The organism is Mesorhizobium sp. M5C.F.Ca.IN.020.32.2.1 (genome assembly GCF_004023105.1).
Classification (GTDB): domain Bacteria; phylum Pseudomonadota; class Alphaproteobacteria; order Rhizobiales; family Rhizobiaceae; genus Mesorhizobium; species Mesorhizobium wenxiniae.
On record NZ_RZSX01001697.1, the window covers coordinates 1 to 417 of the forward strand.

Genomic DNA, 417 nt, shown 5'->3' on the forward strand with positions numbered 1-417 from the left:
GTTCCGGCACGGACGAACTGGCGGATCGGCACCGCATCGAACAATTCATTGCCGACGATGAAAAGCGGGGTCTGCGGCAGCGTCTCGATGCTTTCGTGCCAGCCGATCGCGGTAGGCGTGGCGGCAAGCGTTTGCTTCTGGACATCTGCAAGCCTCGGGCTGGTTTCGATCATGGCGAACGATGCGCCGGCGGTCAGCGCCGGATCGAGCCGCGAAAACGTGCGCAGCATGTCCTTCATCAATGTTCCCCGGCCGGGGCCGATCTCGGCGATGGTGACCGGCATCGGCCGGCCGTTCGCCAGCCAGGCTTCGTAGAGCCAGACAGCGACCAGCTCGCCGAACATCTGGCTGATTTCCGGCGCGGTGACGAAGTCGCCGGCAGCTCCGAACGGCTCGCGCGTCGTATAGTAGCCGTCC

The 417-nt window shown here is 64.7% G+C and carries 1 protein-coding gene; it reads right to left on the reverse strand.

Features of this window, described 5'->3' with window-relative positions; genetic code table 11:
• The coding region (locus EOA86_RS38220; RefSeq protein ID WP_206630302.1) for an SAM-dependent methyltransferase at positions 1 to 417 on the reverse strand (417 nt) is incomplete at both ends.